23 protein-coding genes are annotated in these 25117 nt (G+C 65.7%); 9 read left to right on the top strand and 14 right to left on the bottom strand.

Annotation, left to right across the window (positions count from 1 at the left end):
* Positions 1-104 precede the first annotated feature (104 nt).
* Both A6745_RS06550 and A6745_RS06545 read left to right on the top strand, forming a co-directional pair.
* Complete coding sequence (locus A6745_RS06550) at positions 105-1862, top strand: hypothetical protein (protein ID WP_156513298.1); 1758 nt, start codon at positions 105-107, stop codon at positions 1860-1862.
* Positions 1859-2260, top strand: coding sequence for a GtrA family protein (locus A6745_RS06545; protein ID WP_066124905.1), 402 nt, complete (start codon positions 1859-1861; stop codon positions 2258-2260). The genes A6745_RS06550 and A6745_RS06545 overlap by 4 nt, the downstream gene beginning before the upstream one ends.
* 40 nt (positions 2261-2300) lie before the next feature.
* Here A6745_RS06545 and A6745_RS06540 read toward each other — a convergent pair whose 3' ends face one another.
* The 6 genes from A6745_RS06540 to A6745_RS06515 all read right to left on the bottom strand — a co-directional run bounded on the left by A6745_RS06540 (position 2301) and on the right by A6745_RS06515 (position 8889).
* On the bottom strand, positions 2301-3041 hold the full coding sequence (locus tag A6745_RS06540) for an SDR family NAD(P)-dependent oxidoreductase (RefSeq protein ID WP_066124903.1): 741 nt from the start codon (positions 3039-3041) through the stop codon (positions 2301-2303).
* Positions 3042-3057: 16 nt separating this feature from the next.
* On the bottom strand, positions 3058-4353 hold the full coding sequence (locus tag A6745_RS06535; protein ID WP_066124901.1) for an FAD-binding oxidoreductase: 1296 nt from the start codon (positions 4351-4353) through the stop codon (positions 3058-3060).
* Positions 4347-5807 carry a UbiA family prenyltransferase gene (locus tag A6745_RS06530; protein ID WP_066124899.1) on the bottom strand — a complete coding sequence of 487 codons (1461 nt, stop codon included), beginning with the start codon at positions 5805-5807 and terminating at the stop codon, positions 4347-4349. The genes A6745_RS06535 and A6745_RS06530 overlap by 7 nt, the downstream gene beginning before the upstream one ends.
* 76 nt (positions 5808-5883) lie before the next feature.
* Positions 5884-6648, bottom strand: coding sequence for a glycosyltransferase family 2 protein (locus A6745_RS06525; protein WP_066124897.1), 765 nt, complete (start codon positions 6646-6648; stop codon positions 5884-5886).
* Positions 6635-7762 carry a glycosyltransferase family protein gene (locus tag A6745_RS06520; RefSeq protein ID WP_066124894.1) on the bottom strand — a complete coding sequence of 376 codons (1128 nt, stop codon included), beginning with the start codon at positions 7760-7762 and terminating at the stop codon, positions 6635-6637. Before A6745_RS06520 ends, A6745_RS06525 begins: the two co-directional genes overlap by 14 nt.
* Complete coding sequence (locus A6745_RS06515; RefSeq protein ID WP_066124892.1) at positions 7759-8889, bottom strand: MraY family glycosyltransferase; 1131 nt, start codon at positions 8887-8889, stop codon at positions 7759-7761. The genes A6745_RS06520 and A6745_RS06515 overlap by 4 nt, the downstream gene beginning before the upstream one ends.
* Positions 8890-9086: 197 nt before the next feature.
* Between A6745_RS06515 and A6745_RS06510 the strand changes: the two genes are divergently transcribed.
* The 4 genes from A6745_RS06510 (at position 9087) to A6745_RS06495 (ending at position 13384) form a co-directional block, all read left to right on the top strand.
* Positions 9087-10355: an O-antigen ligase family protein gene (locus A6745_RS06510; protein WP_066124890.1), complete on the top strand. Its 1269-nt coding sequence runs from the start codon at positions 9087-9089 to the stop codon at positions 10353-10355.
* A gap of 71 nt (positions 10356-10426) precedes the next feature.
* Entirely contained in the window at positions 10427-10996 is a 570-nt protein-coding gene (locus A6745_RS06505; RefSeq protein ID WP_066124886.1) for an SRPBCC family protein, read from the top strand.
* Between the two features lie 129 nt (positions 10997-11125).
* On the top strand, positions 11126-12478 hold the full coding sequence (locus tag A6745_RS06500; protein WP_066124885.1) for an MFS transporter: 1353 nt from the start codon (positions 11126-11128) through the stop codon (positions 12476-12478).
* An 18-nt stretch (positions 12479-12496) separates the two neighbouring features.
* A complete protein-coding gene (locus A6745_RS06495; protein ID WP_066124884.1) occupies positions 12497-13384 on the top strand; it encodes a DMT family transporter in 888 nt (295 codons plus the stop codon).
* A 121-nt stretch (positions 13385-13505) separates the two neighbouring features.
* Here A6745_RS06495 and clsB read toward each other — a convergent pair whose 3' ends face one another.
* From clsB to A6745_RS06465, 6 genes are all read right to left on the bottom strand, one after another.
* On the bottom strand, positions 13506-14717 hold the full coding sequence (clsB, locus tag A6745_RS06490; protein ID WP_066124882.1) for a cardiolipin synthase ClsB: 1212 nt from the start codon (positions 14715-14717) through the stop codon (positions 13506-13508).
* Positions 14714-15574, bottom strand: a complete 861-nt coding sequence (locus A6745_RS06485; RefSeq protein WP_066124880.1) for an endonuclease/exonuclease/phosphatase family protein — start codon at positions 15572-15574, stop codon at positions 14714-14716. Before A6745_RS06485 ends, clsB begins: the two co-directional genes overlap by 4 nt.
* Positions 15575-15638: 64 nt before the next feature.
* On the bottom strand, positions 15639-17429 hold the full coding sequence (aspS, locus tag A6745_RS06480; protein ID WP_066124878.1) for an aspartate--tRNA ligase: 1791 nt from the start codon (positions 17427-17429) through the stop codon (positions 15639-15641).
* A gap of 45 nt (positions 17430-17474) precedes the next feature.
* On the bottom strand, positions 17475-18128 hold the full coding sequence (locus tag A6745_RS06475) for a DUF502 domain-containing protein (protein WP_066125812.1): 654 nt from the start codon (positions 18126-18128) through the stop codon (positions 17475-17477).
* 17 nt (positions 18129-18145) lie between these two features.
* Entirely contained in the window at positions 18146-18457 is a 312-nt protein-coding gene (locus A6745_RS06470) for an FmdB family zinc ribbon protein (RefSeq protein WP_066124877.1), read from the bottom strand.
* Between the two features lie 188 nt (positions 18458-18645).
* On the bottom strand, positions 18646-19923 hold the full coding sequence (locus A6745_RS06465) for a putative Na+/H+ antiporter (RefSeq protein WP_066124875.1): 1278 nt from the start codon (positions 19921-19923) through the stop codon (positions 18646-18648).
* Between the two features lie 244 nt (positions 19924-20167).
* Between A6745_RS06465 and A6745_RS27680 the strand changes: the two genes are divergently transcribed.
* On the top strand, positions 20168-20278 hold the full coding sequence (locus tag A6745_RS27680) for a type II toxin-antitoxin system HicA family toxin (RefSeq protein ID WP_407922721.1): 111 nt from the start codon (positions 20168-20170) through the stop codon (positions 20276-20278).
* Positions 20279-20321: 43 nt separating this feature from the next.
* Positions 20322-20717, top strand: coding sequence for a type II toxin-antitoxin system HicB family antitoxin (locus A6745_RS06460; protein ID WP_066124873.1), 396 nt, complete (start codon positions 20322-20324; stop codon positions 20715-20717).
* On the opposite strand, the gene A6745_RS06455 is transcribed toward A6745_RS06460, so the two are convergent.
* Positions 20711-22333, bottom strand: coding sequence for a GMC family oxidoreductase (locus tag A6745_RS06455; protein ID WP_066124871.1), 1623 nt, complete (start codon positions 22331-22333; stop codon positions 20711-20713). The two genes, A6745_RS06460 and A6745_RS06455, sit on opposite strands and share 7 nt — an antisense overlap.
* Positions 22334-22719: 386 nt before the next feature.
* Here A6745_RS06455 and A6745_RS06450 point away from each other — a divergent pair, with 386 nt between their 5' ends.
* Positions 22720-24075 (top strand): APC family permease, encoded by a 1356-nt coding sequence (locus A6745_RS06450; RefSeq protein WP_066124869.1) that lies wholly within the window; start codon positions 22720-22722, stop codon positions 24073-24075.
* Between the two features lie 97 nt (positions 24076-24172).
* On the opposite strand, the gene A6745_RS06445 is transcribed toward A6745_RS06450, so the two are convergent.
* Positions 24173-25117 carry a DUF6999 family protein gene (locus A6745_RS06445; protein ID WP_066124867.1) on the bottom strand — a complete coding sequence of 315 codons (945 nt, stop codon included), beginning with the start codon at positions 25115-25117 and terminating at the stop codon, positions 24173-24175.

Below are 25117 nucleotides of genomic sequence, written 5' to 3'. Positions count from 1 at the left end.
GAATGTCAGGCCAGGCATTTCCAGCACCTTTGGCGCCCCTCGGGGCGTCTGCTCCCCCGGCCGCCGCCGCCCTCTCGCAAGCCTTACTCAGCGAAATCCCGCGTATGAAATTTTCGGACATGGCAAACACTGATCGCAACGAGGAAGGCGCTGCGTCGGCAACGGTCGGGACTGCGTGGCTAGAGCGGCTGACCGCCGTGGCCGTCTGGGCGCTGGCAGGCTTCAGCGCCTGGATCGTGCTATCGCAATCGGCACGAATCTTCTTCGGCAGCGATCTGTACGCACTGGCCGCGTCCATCCAGGACGATAGCTTCTACTACATCATTCCCGCCTTCAATTTCTCCCATGGCAAGGAGATGTCTTTCGGCGGCGTTCTTTCCTATGGGTTCCAGCCAGGCTATGAGCTGTTGCTTTCACTCGTTGGCCTGATGACGGATTCCATCGCCTCACTGCTGCGCACTTCCCTCTTTCTGAATGCCGTATTCTTCGCCGCCACTGGCGTCCTGATCATGATGGCTGTCGTGCGGGCCTGCGCCCAGCAGGGCAAGACATCGGGCCGTGTCTTCCTGGGTCCCGCGTATGTGTGTGGCGCCATCGCGCTGGCGGTTTACTTCGCCAACGCCTGGAATTTCCTGAATTCGACCACCGGCAAGGAAAACCCCTTTGCGGCCATGCTGCTGATGCTCAGCATCTACCTGGCGCTGGGTGTGCAAGCATCGGCACGTCCCGGCCGTATTTTCCTGGCGGGCCTGATCGCGGGCCTGCTGGCGATCACACGGCCGGTTCCGTCGACCCTTCTATACCTGGCGGTATTCGCATGGGCATTCCGTGGCGCGTACAAACCTTACATCACGGGCCTGGCGCTCCCTCTGCTGGCATGGCTCGTCTTCGCCAAGGCCTATTTCGGCGTGTTCGTGCCTTTCTCCGCAGCGATCAAATCGGCCGCGCCGTCGCTGAGTTTCAGCATGAGCGCGATCGGGCAGGCCTGGAACTACCTGCTGACCGCGCTGCAGTTCGGCTCGTTCGGTCCCAGCATGGTCATGCTGCCGCAACCCAATTGGGCAGCCGCCGCGCGCGATCCCGGCACGCAGACCATCCTCTACGTCACCCTGGGAGCGGCCGCCGCCGTGTGTCTGATTGGCACGCTGCGCTCGGTCATTCGCGGGCCGCGCACGCTTGCCGTCGTCCCAATGGTCATCGCCGCATTCGCCGCGGGATCGTTCCTCATGGGCCTGGCCATGGCGCTTAAGCGTCCGCACGAGATGTACTACGCCAGTTGGTACTTCTACGACGCGCCGGCGATCTCATCCCTGGTGGCAGGTATCGGCGTCTACCTGCTGTGGGCGTGGCTGACTCGCCTGGTGCCCGCACCGCTTTCCCGCGTCGTCACCCTGCTCGCCCTAACCGCCATCGCATTTACCCAAGTCGGCTCGCTGGACCGGTATCGGGCATTCCAGCCGTACACGGCCGCCGACCTGACCGACGGCGTAGGCAAACGCTGGCAGAACACCATGATCGCCGCCGGGCTCTGGTACAAGGAAAACGTGCCAGATTGGCAGACGAAGACCGTGGCCGCGTACAGCGCCGGTGCGCTCGGCCTGGTGCTGGAAGACCGCGTGATCAACCTGGATGGCCTGTCGAACAACGATGCGGCAGCAGCGCAGTTGGCCAACCGCTCCCTCCCGGATTACCTGTACGGCGCCCGCCCCGACTTTTTCATCGACGTAGTCCTGGCCAATCCGACCGACGCACGCGTCACGCTGCGCCGCCTGCACACGCTCGACTTCCCCGCCCAGGAGGGTTACCAGATCTCGGCCTTCGACTACGATGGCGTCGCCCCCGGCGAACGCAACCCTAAATGAAACTCGCCTTGACTTACGCGCTGTTGGCGGCGATCGCGACGGCAGCCAATATCGGCGCCCAGGAACTGGTGGTTCGCGGCTACTCCGGCCCCTTCGCCATCCTGGCCTCGATCGTCATCGGAACTGGTGTGGGGCTGGTGGTGAAATATGTGCTGGACAAGCGCTACATCTTCCGATTCCAGGCGCGCGACGTGGCGCACGATACCCGCACCTTCGTGCTGTATTGCGTGATGGGCCTGGCGACCACGGCCATCTTCTGGGGCGTGGAGTTCGGGTTCCATCACCTGTTCGAGACCAAGACCATGCGCTACATCGGCGGCGTGATCGGCCTGGCCATCGGATACGTGGTGAAGTACCGCCTGGACAAGCAATACGTGTTCCGCACGGAACCTGCCTAGGCGGCAGGCCGGCACTCAGCTGGCCTGGACACGCCTCATGCTAGATGTTCATTCTGTTGAACACAAAACGGGGCATGTGCCGGATGACCATCATGATCAACGCCCATTTGCCGGGCGCATAGATCACGGGCCGACCGCGTTCAATGCCCTGCACGATGCATGCGGCGACATCCTGGACCGACGCTAGGCGAGCGCCCTTCTGCTTGATGCCCGCCGTCATCGGCGTGTCCGTGGGACCAGGCTTGATCAGCACGGCCTTCACGCCGGTGCTGGCGAAACGATGCTGCAGCCCCTGCACATATCGTGTGACAAGACCCTTTGCCGCGCCATAGACATAATTCGAACGGCGACCGCGATCGCCGGCCACCGACCCGATGACCGCCAGCGTACCGCTGCCGGTACGCGCCATATGCGCGGCAAACGCCTCGGCGAACAGCACCGGCGATGTACCGTTGACCTCGAGAGCCATGTGACAGGCCGTCAGATCATCCTGGCACTGCTGCTGATCGGGCAGCGAGCCATGCGCGATGAGCACCAGATCCGCGCGCCCATGGTTGCAAATTCCATCGACCGTCTCGCGGATACGGACCGGATCGAGGAAATCAGCCTGGAGGCAATCGACCTGGACGTGCGGACCGCGAACCCGCAGATCTTCCGCGATACGTTCCATCCTGCCCACGTCCCGACCGACCAATACGAAGGAAGAGGGGGAGCGCGATGCCCATATCCTCGCGCAATGCTCGGCGATGGCGGACGTGGCGCCAATGATGACGATTCTCATGCTGTGATTCCTTTTTCTAGTAGCCCATCAGCCGACGTGACATCGCCGAGGAAATGCCTGGGTCCCGGTACGGCAGGAACTGCGGCAACCGGGGATAGCCCGCCTCGAACAAGGACCTGGGCATGCGCGCGTCCTTGGCCAGGTACAGGCAGCCCCGAGCTTCGCCCACCACCGCATCCAGCCGCGCGAACAGACGCTCGGTCGGCAACCCCTTGTTGGGGAAATCCAGCGCCAGCGTGATGCCTGGCCGAGGGAATCCCAACATGCCGAGGGAGCTGCGGTTGCCAAAAGTCTTCAGCACGGCAAGGAAAGATCCGTTGCCCGACCGGGCAATCTCGTCGAGTATCGCCTGCAAGGCCACCCGGCCCTGCTCTCGCGGAATGACGCATTGGTACTGATAAAACCCGCGCGGCCCGTACATGCGGTTCCATTCGAGCAGGTTGTCCAGCGGATAGAAGAACGGCTCGTAATGTACCCGCGCACGGCCCTTCTTGCGTGCGTTCATTCGGAAATAGGCGGCGTTGAAGGCGCGCAGACTCAAGCCGTTGACCAGCGAGACCGGCGGGGTCAACGGCATCCGTTTGGCGCCGCCCTTGGGCGGCGGCCCGTCGGCGCCCTCGGCATGCCTGGCACGCATGAACAAGCCACGATGACCGCCGGACAGGCAATCGATCCACGACACGGTGTGCTCCCAATCGGCCTCGGAGGCGTCGGCCAGCGCCAGGAACTCTTCCAGGCTGCGGTAAACCAGCGTCTCGGACTCGAGCCAAGGCCCCGCCACTCGACGCAGTTGGATCTCGGCGGCCGTGACCAGCCCGGTCAGGCCGATGCCCCCCACCGTGGCTGCAAACCAGTCAGGCCGAGTATCCGGCCCGCACTCGATGACATCACCATCGGTGCGCAGCAGGGTCAGGCGAGTGACCTGGTCACCGAAAGACCCCACGACATGATGGTTCTTGCCGTGCACGTCGTTTGCAACGGCCCCGCCTACCGTGGCCAACTGCGTGCCCGGTGTGACTGGCAGCATCCAGCCGCGCGGCACGGCCAGCCGCTGGATATCGCGCAGCAGCACGCCCGCCTCGCACGCCAGGCGTCCGGAGTCGGGATCGAAAGAAATAAAACGGTCCAGTCCCCGTGTGAGCCACAGCGCGCCACCGGGATTCAGGCAGGCATCGCCATAGCTACGCCCCATGCCATGGGCCAGGCCTGGCGTGGCGTGACGAATCGCGGTGCCCGCCCCTACACGGTCGGCCAGCGGCGTGATCGCATGTTCGGCCTGTACCAGTCGCCCCCAGGACGTGATGGCTACCATGGTATCCCAATGATTCCCAGGCCCATGACGAGGGCGAACACAACGCCGGCCGCCAGACTGGCCGGGTCCTTCACGGCAAAGACCAACGGGTCGTCATGCATACGGCCACGATGGGCTTGCATCCACATCCAGCTTACCCAGAACAGCATGACAGGCACGGCGCCCCAGATCATTTCGGGCACCCGGTACAGCATGAGAACCGTATCGCTTGTCAGGTACAGCGCCAGCACCAATACCGACGCGTAGCCGGAAGTGATACCCATGGTCTGGATGAGCGAGGCATCGTCCGTGTGATAACCGCGACCGTGCAGCTTCTGCTTACCGCTCTTCCGATGCGCCTCGAGCTCCGCGTAGCGTTTGACGAACGCCAGCGACAGGAAGAGAAACACTGAGAAGGCGAGCAGCCAGAAAGTCAGGCCCAGCCCGACGGCCGCCGCGCCGGCGATGATGCGCAATGTGTAGAGTAGAGCCAAGGTCAGGCAATCGACCAACATCACCCGCTTCAGGCCCCAGGAATACGCGCACGTAAGTACGAAATACACGGCAAGCCACTTCAGGAACTGGCCGCCGACCAGCGCGCCTCCGGCAAAACTGACGAGCATCAGCATGGGGGCGAGCAAAACACCCATCCAAACCGGTACAGCGCCCGAGGCGAAGGGGCGGAAGCGCTTTCGCGGGTGCAGGCGATCGCTTTCGAGATCGAGCAGATCATTCGCCACATACACGCTGGAGGCGCACAGGCTGAATGCCAGGAAAGCCACGATCAGCGACGCCACCATATCGGCGTTGGCCCATTCGTGGGCGGCCAGCAGGGGCACGAACAGCAGCAGGTTCTTCAGCCATTGGTGCACACGAAACACACGCCGCCAAGCAGTTACGCCGCGCGGCTTCGGTGGAAAAGTGCGCTCGACCTGATACTGCCCGGAAGCCTTGGCGGCCACCGCGGTCGATGCATTCACCACGATGGCGCGACGGGCGCGCTCCCATACGGCGAAGTCCACGCTGGAATTCCCCGCATAGTCGAAACCACGGCGTCCGAAACGCTGTTCGAGCGCCTCGGCCTTGTTGGAGCCCGACAGGTTGAGCGCGCCATCGCTGGCCATGACCTCGTCGAACAGGCCCAGATGGTCGGCCACGGCTTGCGCCAACGAACGGTCTGCCGCGGTGCACAGCACGATCATGCGGCCCGTGGCGCGCTGCCCGCGCATCCAATCCAGCAGTTCGTCGTTATAAGGCAGCGTGGCCGGATCGAATAGCGATCCCGACGCCAACCGCTGCTTGAGCGCGGCCTTGCCTTCGGCAAGCCACACGGGAATCCGAAGCGTCTGCAGCGGACGGTCGCGTAGCATCCGTAGTGCACCCTCGTGCAACGTATCCGTGTAGATCAGCGTTCCGTCCAGGTCGATCACCAGAGGAGGCGGAAGCTGACCCTCTCCCTGATTTCCTTGATCCATGCTTTGCGATCTCATAAAAAGCATTCTATTTAGGTAACCCGAACGGGCAATTGCGTAATACCTGACTACCTCGGCACTATCTTCGGCGCTTTGCCAAGGCAAAGAAAATGTAATGAACGAATAGCCAGACACTGCGCGGCCAAGGCAGCCCCAGTTGCCTGCGGTACACGGACCATTGCCATTTGATCGCACGCAACTTGTTGGCCGATACGGAACCCGCCGCCACCCGATACACGGCCAGCGGCCCATCGAAGGGTGTGGCAACCGCCGTGCCGGCCTGCCGCACCGCTTCCAGCCAGAACACGTAATCCTCATGGCCGAGCACTTTGAACCGCAGGCTCGGCAAGGCCTCGCGCCGGTAGATGCCAGTCAGGTTCCCAATGAAATTCGACTGCAGCATGGCCGGGTAATCGACATGATCCCGGGCCTGAACGAAGCCGATCTCGCGTCCCTGCTCATCGACGCGGCGATAGCTGCCGTAGGACACCCACCCGCCAGAGCTATCGAGAAACGCCACCTGGGCCTGCAACTTGCCAGGCATCCAGAGATCGTCGCTGTCCAGGAAAGCCACGTAACGACCGCGCGCAAGCTCCAGGGCGCGATTGCGCGCCAAGGCGACGCCCTCGTTCTTCGCATTGACGACATGGCAGATACGTTCATCGCCAGCGGCGAATTCCCGCACCAGTTCGGCCGTGCCGTCCGTGGAAGCGTCATCGACGACGATGAGCTCCCAATCGGTCAGTGTCTGTGCACGCACCGACTCGATCGCCTTTCCGATGGAAAGCCGCGCATTGTAGGCGGGCATGACGACAGAGACCGCCGGGTTCTCACCGGACAGCATCGGCCGCTCCGGAGCCCAGCATCAGACGTATTCGCGCCACGTATGCCCCCCGGTAATGTTGATCGAGATACGAAGCATACTTGTTGTCCCACAATGCACGCGCACGCGCGCCGCGCCGCAGGATCTGCTGCGCGTCCAGCGAATCGAGAAGGGCAGCGATGGACTGCCTGCCTTCCCGGAGCGCCCAGCCAGTCCCTTCGGCCTCGATTCGACCGCCTGGCGGCGTGCCTTGCGTGGTGACCAGCGGCCGTCCGAGCATCAAGTGCTCGTAGTACTTGTTCGGCGAGGCATGGGCATGATTGGGCACGGACAAATAATAGAAAGCCACCAACACGTCCATGCCAGCCATCAGCGCAAGGCCGGCGGAACTGGACATCGCCCCATGAAAATGCACGTTTGCGAAACGGCTGGCCGCGTTGGCGACATGATCCGCCAACCCTCCATAGCCGGCGATATGCACTTCGACGTCGCGCCGGCCGCCGCAGACGGCCAGCAAATCCTCCAGGCCGCGATGGCGCGGCTCGAGCACGCCGAAGTAACCGATTTTCCAGGGTAAGCGCGCGCCGGGCGGCGCAGTGAAGCCCACCTCCGCCTGGGGCACGTTCTCGAGCGCCATGACGTTGCGCCAGCCAGGGTCCAGGCCGTGCTGGCGAAGCCGCTCTTCGCTGGCGATCAGAGTCAGCGCCGCCCGGCGTGCAATACCACGCTCCAGTGCGTCGATCAGGCTGCCGGGCAAGCCGCCAATGCCGCGTACCGCCGTGTACTTGTCGTACAGGTCAAACACCAGTTTGCGTCGGAATATCGTGCAGAAAATCCAGGCAGCCAGCCCCGTATCCAGGTCAACAGCGTGAACCACTCGCGCCTGACGACGCATCGCGAACAACTGCCGCAAGATATAGAAATTCCAACCCAGCAGGACCAGGAGATTCGCCCACCCGGCACCAAGGCGGGCCCGGCGCTGATAATAACGGAAACCAGGCGCCTCGCCGGACTGCCGCCCATCCTTGTTCCAGCCGATAAATGAGAAAGGCAGGTCCGCCAAATCCAACGCCTGAAAATACTTTCCCAGCCTCGCGTCAAAATCTGCGATATAAGATCGGACGAAAACAATCATTTATTTTTCGGGCCGAAATAGCCACGCCGCTTGTGGCGCTTCTTGATGATCATCCATCGCGGCATGCGGAACAGCACCAGACGGCGATAAAGCACGACATAGGTGACCGAAAATGCAAAGACGCAGATCATGAGCACCACGGGCATCTGCCAGAACAGCACGGCCGGAATCACGCCCAGCGACGACAGCAGCCACAGATACGGCGAGGTCAACGCATTGCGCTGAGTCAAGTGCCGCACCTCGGCCGACCCCACGGCCCAGCGCACGACTCGCTTGTAGACCAGCATGTGCAGGTGCACGCCATCCGGCGCGCCTGGAGAAACCCCGCGCAACAGCCGCTTCCGATAAATGGAGAAAAGGGTTTCAAAAACAGGATAAATACACAACAGCAACGGGAACCATGCCGAGACTTCGGGATGACGCACCAGCATCAGCACCGACATTTCGCCAATCATGAAACCCAGAAAATAAGCACCGCCATCGCCCAGGAAAATATGGCCGTTGGGATAATTCCAGATAAGAAATCCGACGATGCCGCCCAGCATGCCCAGCGCCAGGACCACCAGAAGCCGATCGCCAAGGTAGAAACTGACGTAGGCAAAACCAGCGAATATCATCGCCGAAACCACTCCGGCCAGCCCGTTGTAGCCATCAATGATATTGATGGCGTTGGCCGCGCCGCTGACCGCCACCATGGTAAAGACCAGGGATACCGCGCTGAATCCCAGCAGCCAATCCAGTCCCACGATGTCCACGCGCGTGACTGCGGCGCCGAGCAGATAATAGGCCAACAGGGCGGACAGCATGGCCAGCCCCAGACGGACGATGACTCGCACGCGCTTGGTCAGGTCCTCGGCCAGCCCACCGAGAAAGGCGGGAATGGAGGCCCCCAGAAGCAATACCAGTTCCGGCAGCACCTGCGGTTCACGCTGGGCTGCCGCAATACAGGTTGCAACCATGGCCGCCACCAACGACAGCCCCCCGATGCGCGGCACGGGCTTGGCGTGATACTTCTGCACGCCCTCCAGATCGTGATCCGCCGTCAGCGGGCTGTGCCACGCCCGGTATCGCAGCACCAACATCGTAAATACCAGCGATACGAGAAACGCTACGAGTAAATAAAGCATATAAAGGGGTTGGGTCGGTGTGCCACACGCATGGCCCCGGATTGTAGTGGGCGGATGACGGGAAATGACGGAATGACGCGATTTTTCGAGCGTTGTTGCATCCGGGCACCTAAGTCCCTCTGGTTCGAGCGGGCTATACTGCCCGACCACAATGGAATGCTGCGGCAAACCGCTGCATTTTTGACCTATCGCGCCCGATGACGCCTAGCTACCGCGCCTCCGTCCTGTCTTGCCTGCTGCTGGCACTGTCGCCAATCGCCATGCTGACTGTCGGCGGCAGCAGCGGCCTGTTCTATGCCCTGTTGCTGGTCTGTATCTTAGTCGCCGCCCCTCGGGCCGGCGAGGCCCGGTCGCGCCTGCGGCCATACCGTTGGCTCATCCTCGCCCTGTGCCTGCCGCTGGCCGCCACGGTTCTCAGCCAGTGGACCCTGCATGCCTGGCGCTCCACTGAAATAGAGCGCGCCTTGCGCGTCTCCCTGGCGTTTCCGCTGCTGCTGGCCGGCCTGCTCCTGATGGATGACCGGGTCCTGCGGCGGTTCGCCTGGGGATTGCTGCTGGCGGGCGCAGCCTCGTTCGCGGTGGTTCTGTACCTGTCCTGGCCCACCTTCGAACGCCCGCTCACCCCGCAGTTCAATGCCGTCAGCTACGGCAATCTGATGTTGCTGACGGGCGTCATGGTGCTCTACAGCCTGGAATGGCCGCTGACACGCATGCCCAGGCTGGAAAAGACGCTCAAGATCGCCGTCGCCTGTCTGGCGTTCCTCGGCTTCATCCTCACCCAGACCCGTACCGGCTGGATGGCCTTCCCACTGTTCGCCATCATCGCCCTGGCCCTTGGCCGCAGAGTGCGCCATCCCGTGCGCGCCCTGGTCCTCCTGATCGCCACGCTGGCCGTGCTGGCCGCCATCGGCGCCACCAACGGCGGGCTTCGCGAACGCGTGGCGCAGGGCTTCACAGAGGTGCGCGAATGCGAATCGACGCAGCAGACCGCCGACACCTCCATGTGCATCCGCCTGCAACTCTGGCGCTCGGCCTGGGCGATGTTCAAGGAAAACCCCTGGACGGGCGTTGGCAACGGCGCGCAATTCGTCGCAGGCCTGAAACAACGTGCCCAGGAAGGCCAGGTCTCTGCATATGTGGCCGAAGGTTTCGGCGAAACGCACAACGACATGCTGATGGCGATGGCCCTGTACGGCCTGCCCGGCGGCCTGGGCCTGTTGGCGCTGTACCTGGCGCCCGCCTGCCTGTTCCTGCGCCGCATGCGCCGCGACCATCCCCAGGCGGCGCGCACCGCCGCCGCGATGGGCGTGGCGCTGTGCCTGGGTTTCGCGATATTCGGCCTGACGGAGCTGATGTTCCGCGGCATGCGATCAATCAGTTACTACGTCGTCATGCTCGCCGTCCTGACAGTGCTGTCCCGGCCCCGGGCGACACCGGACGATACGATCCCGCCACGTCCGCAGTAGCCATACGCGCAATTTAGGACCAGAATGGTTGTCAACGGCCCGCTGAAGGCCGTCCTGACAAGGAGACAACCATGCGCATTGCAGATGCCCAATGGATTCCTGCCTCGCCCCACCAGACCTGGGATGCGCTCATCGATCCCGTCGTGCTGCAGCGCTGCCTGCCCGGCTGCATCAAGGTGGAACAGCGTAGCCCCACCGAATACGGCCTGGTGATACGCACCAAGGTCGCCGGATTCGAAACCGACTACGAAGGCGAGATCCTGCTGTCCGACGTCGACGCACCGAACGGCTGCACGCTGGCCTTCGAAGGCAAGGGCCTGGCGGCAGGCCTGGCCATCGGCACCGCCCAGGTCTCGCTGATCCCCAAGGAAGAAGGCACGCGGCTGAGCTATACCGTGGCCGCGATGGCCGGCGGCAAGCTGGCCGAGCTGGGCGAACCCACCGTCATGAAGGCCGGCGGCAAGATCGTCGACAAGTTCTTCGGCGCCTTCATCGAGCACATGGCCCGGCAGCCTCGCCTGGCGCCGCCGCCACCGCCCCCCGAACCCGAACCGCGCGGCCTGTCGAATTCGCGCTGGTCCTGGGCGATGGCGCTGGCCGTGATCGTGGTCCTGGTGGGCTATCACACTCTGTTCCGATAGCGCTTCGGGCGGCGGGTCGGCGGTGATATTCTTGGCGGCATGAACACGCCGCCAGCAGGTTCGCAACCTCCTTCCGCATCGCCCCCCGATTCCAACACCGAGCCCACCCGATCTCGCCGTGACCTGCTGATGGCCATGGCGGGGGTGTCGGCCACGGTGGTATTGGTGGCCTTCGACTCCACCATCGTCAGCACCACACTGCCGCGCGTGGCCGCCGCGCTGGACGGCATGGCGCTCTACGCTTGGGTCGGCACGGGCTACCTGCTGGCCACCGCGGTCTCGATCCTCATCTTCGGCCGCCTGGGCGACATGTACGGCCGCAAGCCGCTGATGCTGGCGTCGGTCACCATGGTGTCGCTGGGTTCGATCGCCTGCGGGCTGGCGCAGACCATGCCACAGCTGATCGCCTTCAGATCCCTGCAGGGCATCGCGGGCGGCATGATGATCGCCACGGCCTTCGCCGCGCCAGCCGATCTCTTTCCCGACGCCAAGCAACGGGTGCGCTGGATGGCGCTGGTATCGGCCGCCTTCGCGATGGCCAGCGGCATCGGCCCGGCGCTGGGCGGCGCCGCCACCCAGGCACTGGGATGGCGCGCCGCGTTCTTCATTTCTCCGATCGCCGGCGGGGTGGCGCTGTTCCTGCTGGCACGCTATTTCCCGACGATCCGGCCCCGCACGGCGGCCGGCGAGACCAGGCGCGTCGACTGGCTGGGCAGCGTGCTGCTGGTCGTGGCGGTGGGCGCGCCGCTGGCCGCCATGGAAATCGCATTCGCGCCCGGCGACACGGCGCATCCCGGCCTGGGTCTGGGCCTGGCGCTGGCCGGCATCGCGGCCGCCCTGGTGCTGGTGCCCTACGAAAAGCGGTTTCCGTCCCCCATCTTTCCGCTGCGCGTGCTCGGCGGCCGAGAACAGCAATTGCTGAATCTCTGTTCGGTGGCCGTGGGCGCCGTCATGTTCACGCTCATCTTCTTCAGCCCGCTGCTGCTGCAGCACGAACTGAACTACACACCCAGCCAGGCGGGCCTGCTGCTGACGCCGCTGGTGGCGGCCATCTCGGTGGGCAGCCTGATCAACGGCCGGCTGTTCCCCCGGCAATCCGAGCCACAGCGCCTGATGGTGTTCGGCAACTGCCTGCTGGCCATCGGCGCGGCCATGGTCCTGGTCATCGGCGCCGGCACGCCGGCCTGGTGGATCCTGGCGGCCTTCTTCGTCAACGGCACCGCCCTGGGCTTCCTGCTGCCCAACCTGACGCTGTTCATGCAGATGTTGAGCGAACGGCGCGACGTCGGCGTGGCGTCGGCGCTGGTGCAGACCACGCGCGCCGTGGGCAGCGCGGCGGGCACGGCGCTGGTGGGCATCGCCATCTCGCACACCTCGGTGCTGGACGGCGTGCGCGCCGGCCTGGCGATGTGCATCGTGCTGTCGCTGGCCGGCGCCGCGCTGGCGCACCGCATCAAGATGAAAAACGTCATTACCCGATAAGCCTCATCCGCACTCACCATGACCCGACGCGACGGTTTCGATCTTTTCTTCCTGGCCGCCGTCTGGGGCGGCTCATTCCTGTTCATCCGCATCGCGGTGCCTGAATTCGGGCCGGCCGCGCTGATGGAGCTGCGCGTGGGCGTGGCGGCGCTGTTCCTGCTGCCGCTGGCCACCTTGCGCGGCAAGCTGCCCAGCATCATCGCGCGCTGGCCCGCCGTATTGGGCGTGGGCATCTTCAATGCGGCCATCCCCTTCCTGCTGTACGCCTACGCGGCCAAGTCGCTGGGCGCGGGCTTCCTCTCGGTGGCCAACGCCAGCACGCCCGTGTGGGGCGCCGTCATCGGCTGGCTGTGGCTCAAGGACAGCCTGCCGGCGCGGCGGCAACTGGGCCTGGCCGTCGCCATGGTCGGGATCGTGGTGCTGGTCTGGGACAAGCTGGAATTCCATTCCGGCGGCACCGGCCCGGCGGTGCTGGCCGCGGTCTGCGCGCCGCTGTTCTACGGCGTGGCGGCCAATGCCACCAAGCGCTATCTGGCCGGCGTGGACGCGCTGGCCAACGCCACCGGCAGCATGACCGCCGCCGCGCTGGTGCTGATGCCGCTGGCCATCTGGAACTGGCCGCCGCAGCCCGTCTCGTTCGCCGCCTGGCAGGCCGTCATCCTGCTGGCGGTGGTGTGCACCGGCATCGCCTACATCATGTTCTTCCGCCTGATCGCCAACGTGGGTCCCACGGCCGCGGTCAGCGTCACCTTCCTGGTGCCTGTGTTCGGCGTGCTGTGGGGGGTGTGGTTCCTGGACGAGGCGCTGACGCCGCGCATCGTGTCGGGCGCCGCCATCATCCTGGCGGGCACCGCGTTGGCGCTGGGGCTGACGGACAGGCTGCGGCCGCAGAAGCGCGTGGCATGAAGCGAGGCGCTGCGCCACTGCTCCCCCTACGGACGAAAGACCGTCGGGCAGTTTACTTTTCCAGTAGCGACGACGCCCCGCACTGCAGCGCCTCACGCCGGCGTATCGGCGGGACGGCACGCTAGTACTGCCCCGACTTCCCCGTCAACGCCACGCCCAGGCGCAGCATCAAGTAGCTCATCGCATCGACGGCGCGCCGGATCCAGCCGCGCTTCAGGTACTCCTGCGGCACCACCAGGCGGCCGCCGGTCTCGATGGCGTGCTCCAGCCGCTGCCGCAGTTCGGCGGCAAACGGCGGATCGTCCATCACCACGTTGGCCTCGCGCGCCAGCAGCAGGCTGAAGGGGTCCAGGTTGGACGAGCCCACGCTGGCGATCTGGTCGATCACCGCCACCTTGGCATGCAGGTAGCCCGGCATGTATTCGTAGATTTCGATGCCGCCCGCCAGCAACTGGTCGTACAGCGCGCGCGTGGCGTAGTACTGCATGCGGTACTCGGGCTTGCCCTGCAGCAGCATGCGCACGCGCACGCCGCGCGCGGCGGCCTGCAGCAGGGCTTTACGAAACAGCCGCCCCGGAAAGAAATACGCGTTGGCAATCAGGATCTGCTGGCGCGCATGGCGGATGCCGTACAGGTACGCGTGCTCGAAGGTCTGGCGAAAGCGCACGTTGTCGCGCAGCACCAGCGCGGCGCGCTGGTTGCCGGCCGGCGGGGCATCGACGTGCACGGGCTTGATCAGGCGCATGTGGCGCCACTCGCGCGGATGGCGGCGCAGCCGGGCCCAGTTCAGCCGCACCCACATCAGTTCCTGCGCGTAGACGATGTCCGACACCAGCGGACCGCACACCTCGACGGCAAAGTCGAAACGCGGCGCGCCCGCTTCTTCGCTGGGTTCCACGTCGTCGAAGTCGTCGACGATGTTGATGCCGCCCACGAAGGCGCATTCGCCGTCGATCACCGCCGTCTTGCGGTGCAGGCGCCGCAGGCGCGCGCGCGAGAACGCCAGCTTGCCGAACCAGCGCGGTTCGGGACGGAAGATACGGCATTGCCCGCCCGCGGCCACGATGCGCGCCTGGACCGCTTGGGCGGTGTCGTTGCTGCCGAAGCCATCCAGCACCACCCGCACCTTGACCCCGCGATGCGCGGCCGCCTGCAGGCTGTCCAGCACGCGGCGCCCGGTTCGGTCAGGGATGAAGATGTAGGTTTCCAGGTGCACGCTGGTCTGCGCGCGGTCGATGGCGGCGCACAGCGCGGGAAAGAAATCCGCGCCGTTCTGCAGCAGCCTGACGTGGTTCCCGTCGACCCAGGTCACGCCGATACCGGTGTTCTTCAAGGCAGTTCCAGCTCGGCCAGCAAGGGGGCATGATCGGACAGGCGCGACCATTGGCGGCCATGCAGCACGCGCGCGCTGCGCACGGCGAAGCCGCGCTGGTAGATGCGATCGAGGCGAAACCAGGGGAACACCGCCGGAAAGGTGCGCGGCGGCGGCACGGGGCAATAGGCGCCGCCCATGCCCAGCTGATTGTTGCGCTCCATCATCCCCGGATGTTGCGCCGTGCCGCGCAATACCTGGCTCAGGCGCCGCACCGAATCGCGCAGCTTGGGCAGCTCTCCGCCATGCGAACGGGGCGCATTCGAGAACACTTCGTACAGGCCCAGCTGCTGCACGAACAGCGGCGCCAGCTTGTCGCCCCAATCGTTGAAATCGCCGGCGATGACGATGGGCTCGTGCGACTGCACCTGCGCGGCGATGCGCTCGGTCAGCGCCAGGATCTGGCGCGAGCGGCTGGCCGCGAACAGGCCCAGGTGCACCACGAAGCAATGCACCTTCGTGCCGCCCACGTCGATGCGCGCGTGCAGCAGCCCGCGCTGCTCCAGGCGGTGGTCGGAGATGTCCTGGTTCTCGAAATCGAGGATGGGAAAGCGCGACAGCAAGGCGTTGCCGTGGTCGCTGCGATTGCGGATGGCGTTGCGGCCGTAGGCCACCTGCATGTGCAGCGCGGCCGCCAGCGACTGGTGCTGCTGGTCGATGACGGTGGCGGTTTCGTTGCGGCCCTGGACTTCCTGCAGGAAGACCAGGTCGGGCCGCAGGCCGTACAGCCCCAGGCGCAATTCGTTCAGCGATTCACGGCCCCCCAGGGCCGAGCGGCCCTTGTGGATGTTGTAGCTGACGACGCGCAACAGAGACATGGCAGTACGGCGCCCTTCTTGACCACGGGACGGCGGCCACCCCGGTGGGCGGCCGCCACGCGGCTTACTTCGCTTCGACGTTGCGCAGGCGGATGTGCAGCTCGCGCAGTTGCTTCTCGTCGACGGCGGACGGGGCCTGGGTCAGCAGGTCCTGGGCGCGCTGCGTCTTGGGGAAGGCGATGACGTCACGGATCGACTCGGCGCCGGCCATCATGGTGATGATGCGGTCCAGGCCGAAGGCGATGCCGCCGTGGGGCGGCGCGCCGTACTGCAGGGCGTCCAGCAGGAAGCCGAACTTCTCCCGGGCTTCCTCGGCGCCGATCTTCAGGGCGCGGAACACCTTGCTCTGCACTTCCTCGCGGTGGATACGGACCGAGCCGCCGCCGATTTCCCAGCCGTTGAGCACCATGTCGTAGGCCTTGGCGTACGCCTGGCCCGGATCGGTCTGCAGGAAGTCCTCGTGGCCGTCCTTGGGGCTGGTGAAGGGGTGGTGGGCAGCGGTGTAGCGGCCTTCTTCCTCGTCGTATTCGAACATCGGGAAGTCGATGACCCACAGCGGCTTCCAGCCGGCCGTGAACAGGCCGGTCTTCTTGCCGAATTCGCTGTGGCCGATCTTCACGCGCAGCGCGCCGATGGCGTCGTTGACGACCTTCTCGCGGTCGGCGCCGAAGAAAAGGATGTCGCCGTCCTGCGCGCCGGTGCGCTTGAGCAGCTCGGCGATCGCGGCGTCATGGATGTTCTTGACGATGGGCGATTGCAGGCCGTCGCGGCCCTTGGCCGTTTCGTTGACCTTGATGTAGGCCAGGCCCTTGGCGCCGTAGATGCCCACGAATTGGGTGTAGGCATCGATTTCGCTGCGGGGCATGGACGCGCCGCCCGGCACGCGCAGCGCGACGACGCGGCTGCCGGCGGTGGTGGCGGCCGAGGCGAACACCTTGAATTCCACATCGCCCATCACGTCGGTGATGTCGGTGAATTCGAGGTTGACGCGCATGTCGGGCTTGTCCGAACCGTAGCGCTGCATGGCTTCGGTCCAGGTCATCTGCGGGAACGGCGCCGGCAGGTCGACGTTCTGCACGACCTTGAAGACGTGGCGGATCATGCCTTCGAAGATCTCGCGGATCTCGAATTCGTTCAGGAACGAGGTTTCGCAGTCGATCTGGGTGAATTCGGGCTGGCGGTCGGCGCGCAGGTCTTCGTCGCGGAAGCACTTGGTGATCTGGTAGTAGCGGTCGAAGCCCGACACCATCAGCATCTGCTTGAACAGCTGCGGCGACTGCGGCAGCGCGAAGAAGTGGCCGGCGTTGACGCGCGAGGGCACCAGGTAGTCGCGCGCGCCCTCGGGCGTGCTCTTGGTCAGCATCGGCGTTTCGATGTCGACGAAGCCCAGCTCGTCCAGGAACTTGCGCACTTCGATCGACACGCGGTAGCGCAGCATCAGGTTGCGCTGCATCTGCGGACGGCGCAGGTCCAGCACGCGGTGCGTCAGGCGGGTGGTCTCGGACAGGTTGTCGTCGTCCAGCTGGAACGGCGGCGTGACCGACGCGTTCAGGATCTCGACTTCCTGGCACAGCACTTCGACTTCGCCCGAGGCCAGCTCGGCGTTGGCCGTGCCGGCGGGACGCTCGCGCACCAGGCCGGTGATGCGGATGCAGAACTCGTTGCGCAGGCGCTCGGCGGTGCCGAAGGCTTCGGCATTGTCCGGATCGAACACGATCTGGGCCAGGCCGGCGCGGTCGCGCATGTCGATGAAGATGACCCCGCCGTGGTCGCGGCGGCGGTTCACCCAACCATTCAGGGTGACGGTCTGGCCGAGATGGTCACGACAAACCTGGCCGGTGTAGCAGGTACGCATTGCGGGATGACTCCGTATATGAACTTGTTCAGCGTAGCAGTGGGATCAGGGTTCGGCGCGGGGCGCGGCGGGCGCTCCGGGAACCGGCGGGACGGACTCGGGCGGCACGCCGGACTGCGGCGGCGGGGCCACGACGCCCATCGATACGATGTACTTCAAGGCCGCGTCGACCGACATCTGCAGCTCGACCACCTGGTCGCGCGGCATCATCAGGAAGAAGCCCGAGGTGGGGTTCGGCGTGGTGGGGATGTACACGCTCAGGTGTTCGCCTGGCAGGTACGAGGCCACCTCGCCGCTGGGCGCGCCGGTAAGGAACGCGATGGTCCACGAGCCGGCGCGCGGGTACTGGATGAGCACGGCCTGGCGGAACGCGCGGCCGTTGGGGGCCAGCACGGTGTCGCTGACCTGCTTGACCGAGTTGTAGATGGAGCGCACCAGCGGGATGCGGCCCAAGAGGCGCTCCCATTGTTCGAGCAGGCTGCGGCCCAGCAGGTTGGCGGCCAGCACGCCCGTGCCCAGCACCACCAGGATGACCAGCACGAAGCCGAAGCCGGGGATGTCGACGCCGAACAGCGACTGCGCGGTCAGGAAGCCGGGCACGAAGCCTTCCAGCGTGGTGACCAGCAGGCTCAGCACCCAGATGGTGATGGCCAGGGGCACCCAGACCAGCAGGCCGGTGATGAAGTACTTCTTGAACATGCCGCTGCGCCCGGCCATCAGGTCGAGGACGACGAGGGGGCCGGCGTGGCGGGCGCCGCGGGTGCGGCGGCCGGGGCAGCCGGTGCGGCGGCGGGCGCGGCGGCACCGCCATCGGACGCCGGCTTGGCGGCGGGCGGCTGCGAGCCGTTGCCCCGGAAGTCGGTCACGTACCAACCCGAGCCCTTCAACTGGAAGCCGGCGGCGGTGACCTGCTTGGCGTAGGCCGCCTGGCCGCAGGACGGGCAGACGGTCAGCGGAGCATCGGACATTTTCTGCAGCACGTCTTCGGCATGGCCGCACGCGGTGCATTTGTAAGCGTAGATGGGCATTGGACGAACACTTGCGGAAAGCCTGGCGCCCGGTGCCGCCGGCCGACAGGCGGGGCAAGCGCGGGCGCGCGGACGGGACAGCCGGAAAAATCACGGCAAGTCGGGAATTTTAGCCCGAAGATTCGGACAAGGCCTTTACGCCGGTATCGGCAGTCGCGCCGATGCCCCGCCCGGTTACAAAGCCCGGCCTAAACCAGGAACATCACGGAGGCCACCGCCGTGGGGGCCAATGCGCACACGAACAGCCGCCCGGGCGAGATGCTGCCGTCCGGGAAGTGGTTCTTCAGGATGGAGAACCCGGCCGGATTGGGCGCATTGGCGATCACGGTCAGGCCGCCGCCCGTGACCGCGCCGGCCACCAGCATGTAGCGCCAGACGTCATTGGTGCCTTCGACCAGCGAACCCAGATAGGTCAGCGCGGCGTTGTCGGTGATGGCCGTCAGCGCCGTGGCGCCGCCGAACAGCACCAGGGGCGACAGGCCGCCCAGCAGGTCCTGCAGCCACCATTTCTGCAGGCCGCCCAGCACCACCAGGCCCGCCAGGAAGAAACCGACCATCAGGCCTTCCTTGATCAGCAGGCGGTTCTGGTGACGCTTGTAGCCCTCTGCAAACCCGATGAACAACATCAACAGGCCCAGGAAGACGGCGGGATGGTGGGCCGTCAGCACGACGCCGGCCAGAAAGAGCAGGTGCATCAGCATGACCCAGGCCGGCACGGGCGCCCGGGACTTGTCGCCGTCGTCCGCATCCACGCCCTTGCCTGTGCCCACCGAGCCCTCCAGCAACGCCGCGCGGCAGACCAGCGTCAGGACGAGGGCATTGACCACCACGGCCACGGCCGCGCGCCAGCCGAAATGCTGGGCCATGAAAGCCGTATCCCAACCGAAAGTGCTGGCCACCATCAGCACGGGCGGTGCGGCATAGGCCGTCAGCACGCCGCCGATCGACACGTTGACGAACAGCACGCCCAGCGTCAGGTATTTGAACCCGGCGCGGCCCGACACGCGGAAATAGCCGTCACGCAGCAGCAGCGCGGCCAGCGTCATCGCGGCCGGTTCGGTGATGAACGAGCCGCCCAGCGGCACCAGCGCCATCACCACGAAGAACGTGGACAGTTCCCGGCGCACCGGCAGAAGCCGCGCCGCCGCGCGCAGCAGGATGCTGACCATTTCGAGGATGGGCCGGCTGGCGGCCACCACCATGATGGCGAACACGAACAGCGGCTCGGTGAAGTTGCGCGTGTCCATGTACTCGATGGCGCTGTGCGTGCCGCCCAGCAGCGCCATGCAGACCAGCAGCACGAAGGCCCAGACGCCGAACACCGCCTCGACCTCGGACAGCATGTGCCAGATGCCCGCGTGCGGGCCATTGCGGTGCGCAAGGCGCGCGAAGAACGACACGGAGAATGTGTGAAGAACAGCAACGGCGAACAGGGCTGTCGCCACGATTTCTATGGTCTGGGGCATGCCGGGAGTCTGATTTGTGTGCGGGGCCGCGCCCGTGCGCGGTTTTGGGTCGGACTATAGCAGTCACAAATGCGGATCATCCAGACAGCGCAACGCCATGACCGAAAAGGACGCGGACACCCCATCAGTGTGTACAATACACACCATAAATGACGCCCTGCCAGACGCCTCAGGAACAGCAGGCAACTTATCAAGGCGCTTGAACGCGATGGCTGGATCCTGCGCGGCACCAAGGGTTCGCACCATGTTTATTCGCATCCAGCCAAGCCGGGCACACCTCAGTGTGCCGCATCCAAAGAAGGAACTCGGTCTCGGGCTGGTCGACAAACTGCTGAAGCAGGCCGGCTTGAAATAGACGGCCCATCCTTCAAGGTGCCGGACAAACCCAAAGGCGCGCAATGAAATACCCCATCGCGATCGAACCGGGAAACGATACCCAGGCTTGGGGCGTCGTCGTGCCGGACTTGCCAGGCTGCTTTTCAGCGGCCGATGACGGCATCGACCAAGCCATCGAGAATGCAAAGGAAGCGATCGGCCTGTGGATCGAAACCGCATTGGACAGCGGCGACCCCGTCCCCATGCCAAGCCGCATCACAGACTTGCAGGCCGCCAATCCCGAATTCGCGGGTTGGGTATGGGCCATCGTGGGAATCGATCCTGCCGTCATGGACGAAACCGTCGAGCGCATCAACATCACCCTGCCCCGACGCATTCTGGCGCGGATCGACGCCAAGGCCCGCGCCGCGGGAGAGACACGCTCGGGCTACATCGCCCATATGGCATTAAGTCACTGAACCTGCCGCAACAGCCGCGCCCCCTTCTCTGCGATCATCAACGTCGGCGAATTCGTGTTCCCCGACGTGATCGTCGGCATGATCGACGCATCGATCACCCGCAGGCCCTCCACGCCGTGCACACGCAGTTGCGCGTCCACCACTGCCTGCGCGTCGCTGCCCATCTTGCAGGTGCCCACGGGATGGAAGATCGTCGTGCCGATCTCGCTGGCGGCCTGGGCCAGGTCGGCATCGGTCTGCCATTGCGGGCCGGGCCGGTATTCCTCGGGATCGAACCGCGCCAGCGCCGGCTGGGCCACGATGCGGCGCGTCAGGCGGATGCTGTCGGCGGCCACCTTGCGGTCGGCCTCGGTCGACAGGTAATTGCACAGGATCTCGGGCGGGTCGCGCGGATCCGGCGACGCGATGCGCACGTGTCCGCGGCTGGTGGGCCGCAGATTGCACACCGATGCCGTGAAGGCCGGGAAAGCGTGCAGCGGGTCGCCGAACTTGTCCAGCGACAAGGGCTGCACGTGATACTGCACGTTGGCGCGTGACTGATCCGGGCTGGTGCGCGCGAAAGCGCCCAGCTGCGACGGCGCCATGCTGAGCGGGCCGCCTCGCGCAAAGGCATAGTGCAGGCCCATGGCCGCCTTGCCCCACCACGTGGCCGCCATCATGTTCAAGGTACGCGCCCGGCGCACGCGGTACACCAGGCGCAATTGCAGATGGTCCTGCAGGTTGCCGCCCACGCCGGGCAGGTCGTGCACCACCGGAATGCCATGCGCCTGCAGCAACGCCCCCGGCCCCACGCCCGACACCTGCAACAGTTGCGCCGAACCGATGGCGCCCGAGGCCAGCACCACCTCGCGGGACACCCGGACGTCCTGCTCGGGGCCCTCGCCCTGGCGATAGCGCACGCCCACGGCGCGGCGGCCCTCGAACAGCACGCGCGACACCTGCGCGCCGGTGGCCACCGTCAGGTTCGGCCTTCCTGCGACCGGCCGCAGGAAGGCCTTGGCCGCATTCCAGCGCACGCCGCGCTTCTGGTTCACTTCGAAATAGTCGCAGCCTTCGTTGTCGCCGCGATTGAAATCGTTGACGGACGGCACGCCCGCCTGGGCCGCCGCCTCGCGGAACGCGTCCAGCAATGGCCAGGTCAGGCGCTGGCGCTCGACCCGCCATGGCCCGCCCGAGCCGTGGAACTCGCTGGCGCCGCCGTGGTGATCCTCGCTGGCCTTGAACATCGGCAGCACGTCGTCCCAACTCCAGCCGGGATTGCCCAGCGCCGCCCAGCCGTCGTAGTCGGCGCGCTGGCCGCGCATGTAGATCATGCCGTTGATCGACGAGCTGCCGCCCAGCACCCGGCCGCGCGGATAACCCAGGCTGCGCCCGCCGAGGCCCGGATCGGCCTGGGTGCGGTAGCACCAGTCGGTGCGCGGATTGCCGATGCAGTACAGGTAACCCACCGGGATGTGGATCCAGTGCCAGTTGTCCGGGCCGCCCGCCTCCAGCAGCAGCACCCGCACGGCCGGATCGGCCGACAGGCGGTTGGCCAGCAGGCAGCCGGACGTGCCGGCGCCGACGATCACGTAGTCATAACGGGCTGCGGACGGCGCCGCCTTGTCTGCGGTCATGCGCATGGTCTCCTCGAAGCGTCTGGCCAGTGGCCGGCGCGGTCTGTCGTTTTGTCCCGCCGTATCTTGCGCCCCAGGCTTGCCAATCGCAACCCGCCCGCCATCCCCGGAGAATCGGGCAAGAGTCATTACCGCCCGGATCATGCCGGCGGCCCGATGGCTGAAATGCCCCCCAATTGGAAAACTGTTTTTTGAACCTTTCCCCGGTATGCTCGGTCTGTGATTTTTTCAGTCTGTTGTCAGAAACGCGCCCCGCCGGTCCGTTCAGCACCAGGATGCGGGCGTCCTCCCGGAGAAAGTCGGATGTCTGTTTGCCCAACGTCGGCCTGGCCGGCTGCCGTGCCTGCCTTCCCCCTCCTCTTGAAAACCCCCGCGGGGTATCCCGCATGACGGCCGCCGCGACGACGACGACAACGACGGCCGATCGTTCCCACGGCATGTCGGTCACCGATGGCGTGGGCGTGCTGGTCGGCGTGGTGATGGGCATCGGCATCTTCGGCTTTCCGCCCCTGGTGGCGCAGAACGCCGGTTCGGTGCCGATGTACATCGCCATGTGGCTGGCGGGCGGTGCGGTGATGCTGATCGGCGCCCTGTGCTACGCGGAACTGGGCTCGGCCTATCCCGACTCCGGCGGCGAATACCACTATCTCACCCGGGCCTGGGGGCCGCGCGTCGCGATGCTGTTCGGCTGGGCGCGCGGTACGGTCATCCAGACCGGCGCCATCGCCACGGTGGCTTTCATCTACGGCGAATACGCCCAGCAGTTGCTGCCGCTGGGCACGCATGGCGTCACTATCCACGCGGTGATATCGGTGGTCGTGCTGACCCTGCTGAACATGATCGGCACCTCGCCATCCAAGCGGTTGCAACTGCTGCTGACCGGCCTGGAAGTGGCTTCGCTGGCCGCCATCGTGGTGGCCGGCGTGATGTCGCTGGGCACCGAGATGCCGCCGCCCCCGCCGCCCATGCCCATCGAGACTAGCCTGGCCGGCGCGCTGGGCATGGGCATGGTCTTCGTGCTGCTGACCTACGGCGGCTGGAACGAGGCGGCGTATCTGTGCGGCGAATTGCGCAACCCCGCGCGCGACGTGGTGCGCGTCATGCTGATCGGCACCGCCATCGTGGTGAGCGCCTATCTGCTGGTCAATCTTGCGTTGCTGCAGATATTCGGCCTGGGCGGCCTGCAGCGCACGCAGGCGGTCGGCAGCGAGGTCATGCAACTGGTGGCTGGCCCGTACGCGGCCGTGCTGCTGGCGATGACGGTCAGTTGGGGCGCATTGACCACCATCAACGGCACCATCCTGACCGGCGGGCGCGTCTACCACGCGCTGGGCCGCGACCTGCCCGGCCTGCGCAAGCTGTCGGGCTGGAGCGAGCGCGGCCAGTCGCCCACCAACGGCCTGCTGGTCCAGGGCGTGCTGACGCTGGCGCTGGTGGCCGTCGGCCACTTCGCCGAAAACTCGGTACAGGCGCTGGTGGCCTACACCGCGCCGGTGTTCTGGCTGTTCATGATGCTGGTGGCGCTGGCGCTGATCAAGCTGCGCCAGCGCGAACCCAGCCAGCCGCGCCCCTTCAAGGTGCCGCTGTATCCGCTCACACCCATCCTGCTGGCGCTGACCTGCGCGGGGCTGGTGTGGTCCAGTTCGGTATACGCGGGCGTGGGCTCACTGCTGGGCCTGGCCGTGCTGGCCCTGGGCGTGCCGGCCCTCTACTTCCTGAGGCGCGGCCACGCGCCGGCCTGAGCACGGTGTTCGACGGCGCGCCTTCCGGGCGCGCCCCATGGCATCCCGCGCCGCCGGATCACGGGTATGCGCGATTACCGGACCGCGCCGACCCCGATCAGGCCGCACCGCCCGTCATCGGCGCGCCCAGCGGCGCCTCGTCGGGCGTACGGGTATCGCCCCGAGCGTCGCGCTCGGCCTGTTCCGCCTGTGCGCGCTGCAACAGGCAGTACAGCATTTCGGTCGACAGGCCATGCAACACCAGGCGGTGCCCGGCGCGCAGCGTCGACATCGGCACCAGCGGATGCTTGTTGTTGACCAGGACCAGGTGCTCAGGCGCTCCCATCAGCCGCGCGGCATACACGCCGATGGTCTCGTCCAGCTGCAGCGAATTGGCGGCCCGCCAGAAGTCGTTGTCCGTCAGCAGCAGCTGATACATCGGGGTGAACAGTTCGATGGCGCTTTGCAGGTCCAGGAAGTTGCGGCGCCGGTTCGGCATGTCCGACAGCTTCAGGCCCGGATCGCGCAGCATCGAGAAGTCGACCCGCTCGGGCGCATGCAGGTCGGTGCCCGCGTCACGCAGCGCCTGGTTCAGCCGGATCACGAAGTTGAACAGGTTCAAGTCATGCTTGACGAACATCTCATCGCGCAGGTCCGCGATGACGCGCGGTTCCAGCGGCGTGGTGGTGATGGGCACCGGCGAATTGCGCGCGATGAAGGCCAGCACCTGCGCGCCCAGGTGGAAGTGCCGCAGGATCAGCCAGTTGGCCTGCGGCGACACGAAGTGCTCCAGCCCCCATGCCAGGATGCGATGCAGCAGCTTCGACTTCGACCAGCGCCGCGGCATGAAGGTCTTCACCACCTGCAGCAGGATGATGCAGGCGCGCGCCAGCGGCCGCAGGAACGGCAGCAGATATTGGCGCGACGCGCTGCTGGAGTCCTCCAGCCAGGCCTGCTTCACGTCGTCGGGCAACGGCGTGCTGCGATCCAGGTACAGGGCCAGCCAGGGGTCGGGATCGTTCGGGTCGTGCGGCCGGTCCAGGAATTCGGGCTTGGGGCTCAT

The sequence above is a fragment of the Bordetella ansorpii genome (assembly GCF_900078705.1).
Classification (GTDB): Bacteria; Pseudomonadota; Gammaproteobacteria; order Burkholderiales; family Burkholderiaceae_B; genus Bordetella; species Bordetella ansorpii_A.
Note: the sequence above shows the minus strand (reverse complement) of the source record. Positions and strands in the feature narration are given on the sequence as shown.